The 5,795-nt window shown below is 69.9% G+C and carries 4 protein-coding genes; 1 reads left to right on the forward strand and 3 read right to left on the reverse strand.

The window, feature by feature from the left end:
• From G4D87_RS32445 to G4D87_RS32455, 3 genes are all read right to left on the reverse strand, one after another.
• Positions 1–296: NAD-dependent epimerase/dehydratase family protein (locus G4D87_RS32445; protein WP_163786562.1), on the reverse strand; the 296-nt coding region annotated here is incomplete at its 3' end.
• A gap of 27 nt (positions 297–323) precedes the next feature.
• Entirely contained in the window at positions 324–1,505 is a 1,182-nt protein-coding gene (locus tag G4D87_RS32450; protein ID WP_163786563.1) for a GNAT family N-acetyltransferase, read from the reverse strand.
• 7 nt (positions 1,506–1,512) lie between these two features.
• A complete protein-coding gene (locus G4D87_RS32455; RefSeq protein WP_163786564.1) occupies positions 1,513–3,051 on the reverse strand; it encodes an aminotransferase class I/II-fold pyridoxal phosphate-dependent enzyme in 1,539 nt (512 codons plus the stop codon).
• Between the two features lie 332 nt (positions 3,052–3,383).
• Here G4D87_RS32455 and G4D87_RS32460 point away from each other — a divergent pair.
• Positions 3,384–5,795: efflux RND transporter permease subunit (locus tag G4D87_RS32460; protein ID WP_240358786.1), on the forward strand; the 2,412-nt coding region annotated here is incomplete at its 3' end.

Genomic DNA, 5,795 nt, shown 5'->3' on the forward strand with positions numbered 1-5,795 from the left:
CCCATGGCCTCCACCAGCCGGCGGGTGCCCTTCGCGTTGCCCTCGAGGTAGCCCTCGGGCGCGCGGGACTTGGTGACGCCGGCCAGGTGCAGCACGCAGTCCACGTCGCGCACGGCCTCGGCCAGCCCCGCGCCCGTCGTCAGGTCCGCCACCACGAAGCGGGCGCCCAGTCCCTCCAGGGGCCCGCGCCGCGAACTGGCGCGCACCATGAGGGTGAGCGGGTCGCCACGCTCCACGAGGCGGCGCGCGAGTCGCTGGCCAATGAACCCGGTGCCGCCAGTGAGCAGGAAGCGCAAGGAAGACTCCTCGGGGGCGGGCCGCGGTCAGAGCGCGCGCGTGTAGACGCGGTACGTCTTGGAGCGCTGCGCGCCCATGGACTCGATGGCGCGGTTGACCAGGTGGTTGTCCTCGAGCGTCCAGGAGATCTCCCCGCCCACGTAGCCCAGCCGCTTCGCCGTGCGCAGGGTGTCCAGGTACAGGATGGCGTCCAGGCCGCGGCGCCGGTAGCCCTCCTTGATGCCGAGGATGATGAGGCGCAGCCGGTTGATGCGGCGCGAGGCCAGCGCCAGCTTCACCAGGCCAATGGGCAGGCCGAACGTGGTGAGCCGCCCGTTGGCCGCGCGGATGGCCTGGTTGGCATCCGGCACCGTCAGGGAGAAGGCCACCGGCTCGCCCTGGACCTCCGCCATGAGCGCCAGCTCCGGCCGGACGACCGTCTTGAGCTCCTTGGCCAGGTGGTCGAACTCCGCGTCGGTGAAGGGCACGAAGCCCCAGTTCTTCTCCCACGCCGAGTTGTAGATGTCGCGGATGCGCTTCACCTCGGCGTCCAGGTCCTTCAGGTTGACGGGACGCACGACGACGCCGTCGCGCACGCGAAGCTTCTCCGCGATGCGCACCACCTTCTCCGGCGGCTGCGCGGAGGACGACAGCTCGTAGGCGTACAGGTCCTTGGCCTTCGTCAGGCCGCAGGCCTCCAGCAGCGCCGCGTAGTAGGGCGGGTTGTGCGGCATCATCACCGCGGGCGGCGTGTCGAAGCCGTCGATGAGCAGGCCCCAGTCCTGGTTGGAGGACAGGTTGGCCGGCCCCAGCATGGCGTTCATGCCCCGCTGGCGCAGCCAGGACGCGGCGGCCTCCAGCAGGCTCCGGGTGATGCCCGCGTCATTCACGCACTCGAAGAGGCCGAAGAAGCCCTCCTTCGTGCCGTGAATCTCCATGTGCCGCGGGTTGCGGATGGCGGCGATGCGGCCCACCACGTCCGGGCCGCGTCGGGCGAGGAACAGCTCCAGCTCGCCGTACTCGAAGAAGGGGTTCTTCTTCGGGTCCAGGAAGTCCCTGCGCTCCATCTCCAGCGGCGCAACCCAGTGCGGGTCGCTCTGGTAGAGGGCGTAGGGGAGGCGGATGAACTGCATCCGCTCCGCCTCGCCGCGGACGGGGGTCACCTGCACGTCCGAGGGCATGGGCGGGGACGCGTGGCTTGGCTGGGACGACTCGGCGTGCAGGGCCATGGGCGGTTCAGTTCCGGTCGGAGTGGGCGCCGTTGCGCATGAAGAAGTGAGCGCCCTTCTCCAGCAGCAGGCCCGGCAGCTCGCCGCGCTTCTCCCACAGCTTCATCGGCGCGTGGCCCAGCTTGCGCAGGTCCTCCGGCTGGAGGTTGGCCGCGCGCCAGGTGAGCTGCTCCACCGCGTCGAACAGGCGCCCGGCCACCTCGCGCGACGACATGCGCGACAGCTGGTCCAGGGTGATGCCGCCCGCGTCGGCCAGCAGGCCGTTCGAGCCCGCGGCCCACGTCTCGCTCGCGCGGTTGGCCAGGATGCGGGTGCCCGGGCGGGCAATCCGCACCGGCTCGTAGACGGTGGGGCGCGTCTCCGGAATCACGCCCAGCTTCCGGCCAATGCTCTCGAAGGTGTCCAGCACGCGGTCCAGCTGCGCGTCCGTGTGCGTGGCCATGTACGAGGTGCGGATGAGCGCGTGGCCCGGCTCCACCGCCGGCGGAATCACCGGGTTGGCGAAGACGCCGGCCTCGTGCAGCGCGCGCCAGAAGCGGAAGCACTTCACCTGGTCGCCGATGTGCACCGGCACCACCGGCGTCACCGACACGCCCGTGTCGAAGCCCATGGCGCGGAAGCCGTTGTGCATCTTCTCCGCGATGTCCAGCAGGCGGGCGCGGCGCTCCGGCTCCGCTTCGATGATATCCAGCGCCTTGAGCGCCGCGGCGATGGAGCCCGGCGTCATGGACGCGGAGAAGATGACCGAGCGCGCCTTGTGGCGGACGTAGTTGATGACCTCGAAGGGACCGGCCAGCACGCCGCCCAGCGACGCGAAGCTCTTGGAGAAGGTCCCCATGACGAGGTCCGTCTCCTTCTCCAGGTCGAAGTATTCGGACGTGCCCCGGCCCCGCGCGCCCAGCACGCCCATGGCGTGCGCGTCATCCGTCATCACCCGCGCGTTGTAGTGCTTCGCCAGCTCCACGATGCGGGGCAGGTTGCAGAGGTCGCCCTCCATGGAGAAGACGCCGTCGGTGACGATGATCTTGCCCACCTCGGGGTCCGCCTGGGACAGCAGCTGCTCCAGGTGGTCCATGTCGTTGTGGCGGAACTTGCGCTCGGTGGCGAAGGACAGGCGGATGCCGTCCACCAGCGAGGCGTGGTTCTGCCGGTCACTGAACACGATGTCGTGCCGGCCCAGGATGGACGCCAGCGCCAGGTTCGTCTGGAAGCCCGTGGAGATGACGATGGCGGACTCGCGGTTGAGGAACCTCGCCAGCCGCGCCTCCAGCTCCTCGTGCAGCGCCAGTGTGCCGTTGAGCAGCCGCGAGCCGGAGCTGGTGGTGCCGAACTTCTCCGTCGCCTGGATGGCCGCTTCCTTCACGCGCGGATCGGCGGACAGGCCCAGGTAGTTGTTGGACCCGACCATGATGACGCGCTTGCCTTCGATCTCCACCTCGGTGGCGCCGTGCGACGCTTCGATGGCGCGGAAGTACGGATAGAGACCCGTCGCCTTCGCGATACGGTAGTCCTTCCAGTTACGGCACTTGTCGAAGACGTCGCTCATGGGGCTCTCCAGTCGCGACTCCTCCGATGCAGGGAGCAATCCGCGTCGGGGATTTCTGCGTCCGGCGGCCTCTGACGGGGGACGCGGGGGCGTGAATAAAGAGGGAGCGCGGCAGTGTCAAGGCAAGCGCCGCGCCCCTCCCTCCCACTGTCGTCACCCGTATCCGGGCTCGCCTTGACAGCGTTGAGACTTTGATGGCACCCCGCCGTCTGACACACGGTGTTCTCCAGTCGATACTGGAGCGCGGGGTGTGCAATGGGCTGCACACCTCCTGTTCAAGGCCGCCGCTGACTGGCCGGGAATTTGCTCCGTCGCCGGTCCCCGAGGAGTCGATGTTGGCCAGGTCTCAACGGTGGTTCGAAGGCTTCATCCAGGCCGCGGTTTCGCGCCCCTGGCAGGTGTTGCTCGTGTGCGCACTGCTCGCGCTGGGCGGTGCGGCGCTGGCGTCGCGGCTGGAGTTCCGCGGGTCGTTCGTGGAGCTGCTCCCGCGGGGCTCCCCGGAAGTGCGGGATTTGACACGCGTGTCAGAGAAGGCGGGCGGGGACGGATACCTGGTCCTCGTTGCAAAGGGAGACACTCCGGAGCGCCTGGAGGCCTACGCGGCCGAATTGCAGACGCAATTGGAAGCGATGCCCGAGGTCCGCTACGTCGAGCACCGCTATGACGTGGACTTCTTTCGTCGAAATGCGCTGCTGTTATTGCCCGTCGAGAAACTCGCCACGCTGCGCCAGGAGCTGACGGCGCGCATGCGCTATGAGCGGCAGCGCGCCAACCCGTTCTTCTTCGACCTGGGGGGCACGCCGGAGCCGCCGGACTTCGAGGCCATCGCGAAGCAGCACGCGCCGGACGCGCCCATGCGCGAGGCGCTGGCCAGCGCGGACGGCACCGAAGTCTATTTGATGATCAAACCGTCCGGGACGGCGGGAGACCTGGCCTTCGCGCGGCGCTTCGTGGACCAGACCATGGGCACCGGGCGCGCGCTCGCGGCGCGGCGCTATCCGGGCGTGACGTTGCAGGCCACGGGCAACTTCCAGGGGCGCATCGAAGAGGACGCGGTGATGCGCGGCGACCTGTCGCGCGCGGGCGCGCTGTCCGCGCTCATCGCGGTGGGCCTCATCCTGCTCGCCACCCGGCGCGTCGCGGCGCTGGCCGTCGTCGGCCTCCCCGTCATGGTGGGTGTGGTGTTGACGTTCGCGGCGGCGCAGCTCGCCATTGGCCACCTCAACATCGTGACGGGCTTCCTCGTCGCCATCTTGATTGGCCTGGGCATCGAGTACGGCGTCCACCTGTGCATGCGGTACTGGGAGGAGCGGCGCACGCGTCCGGCGCGCGAGGCCATCGCCGCGGCGGTGCGCGGCACCTTCCGCGGCGCGGTGACGTCCGCGGTGACGAACGCGGCGGCGTTCTTCGTGCTCCTGCTGGCCCAGTTCCAGGCCTTCAACCAGTTCGGCCTGCTGGCCGGCCTGGGCGTGCTGCTGGCCGTGCTCGCGACGTATGCGATGGGGCCGTCGCTGCTGGCCATCGCGGAGCGCCTGCGTCCGGCCCGCGCGGACGTGGCGGCGGAAGCCACCGCGCCCCAGGGGGCCTCGCCGGAGCGGGCGTGGCGGCGCTGGCCCACGGGCGTCATCGCCGCGCTGGCGCTGTCGGTGGTGGGCTTCGCCGCGTTCTCCGTCTCCGTGGCGCCCCAGCTGGGCTTCGAGACGGACATGCGCAAGCTCAAGGGCGAGTCCCCGGCGTCGCGCCTGGATGACCGCGTCACCGCGCAGTTGGGCCAGCCCCTCAACCCGGCCATCTTCCTGGTGGACGACGTGGCGCAGGCGGCGCAGGTGGAGGCCGTCATCGCGGAGGTGAAGCAGCGCAACGGCGCGGACTCGGCCATCCTCGGCTCCGCGTCCCTCAACGACCTGCTGCCTTCCGATGTCGCGCGCCGGGAGGTGGAGCTGGCGGCCCTGCGCGAGGCCTTCCAGGGCCTGGAGGACCTGCCCTCGGCGCTCCGCGAGGACGCGCGGCTGCGGGAGTTCCAGCGGATGCTGGCGGCGAAGCCCTACGGCCTGGAGTCGTTGCCGGTGGAGGTGCGCCGGCGCTTCGAGGCCACGGACGGGAAGGGCACCTTCCTGCTCCTGTTCCCGTCCGTCTCCAACTCCGACACCGAGGAGCTGCGGCGCTGGGCCACGCAAATCGACCAGGTGGTGGAGGGCGTGAAGGCGCGCGGCATCGACGTGGCGGTGCTGGACAGCAACCGCATCGCCGCGCGCATCTTCGCGCTGGTGAGCGCGGACGGGCCGCTCATCCTGGCGTCCGCCGCCGCGGTGGTGTTCGTCGTCATCCTGGTGAGCCTGCGCGGCTTCAAGCGCGCGTTGCTCGTCACCGGGCCGCTGTTCCTGGGCGTGACGTGCCTGGCGGGGGGCATGTACCTCTTCGACGTCCAGCTCAACTTCATCAACGCGGTGGTGCTGCCCAACCTGCTGGCCATCGCGGTGGACAACTCGGTGCATCTGTTCCACCGGTACGAGGAAGAGGGGCCCGGCTCGCTCGGCAAGGTGGTGCGCCACACGGGGCTGGCGGCCGTGGTGGCCACGCTGTCCAATGCGGCCGGGTATGGCGCGCTGCTGGTCGCCAACCACCAGGGTCTGCGGAGTATCGGTCAGATTGCGCTGCTGGGGGTCATGTGCACCTTCTTGGGGACCACGGTCTTCTTCCCCGCGCTGCTCGCCTTGCTGGAGCGGTGGACGGGGCGTGAGAAT

The organism is Myxococcus vastator (genome assembly GCF_010894475.1).
GTDB classification, from domain to species: Bacteria; Myxococcota; Myxococcia; order Myxococcales; family Myxococcaceae; genus Myxococcus; species Myxococcus vastator.

Excerpts from the sequence above, each read along its gene's own strand:
- G4D87_RS32455 (WP_163786564.1), bottom strand. The coding sequence starts at position 3,051 with ATGAGCGACGTCTTCGACAAGTGCCGTAACTGGAAGGACTACCGTATC.
- G4D87_RS32450 (WP_163786563.1), bottom strand. The coding sequence starts at position 1,505 with ATGGCCCTGCACGCCGAGTCGTCCCAGCCAAGCCACGCGTCCCCGCCC.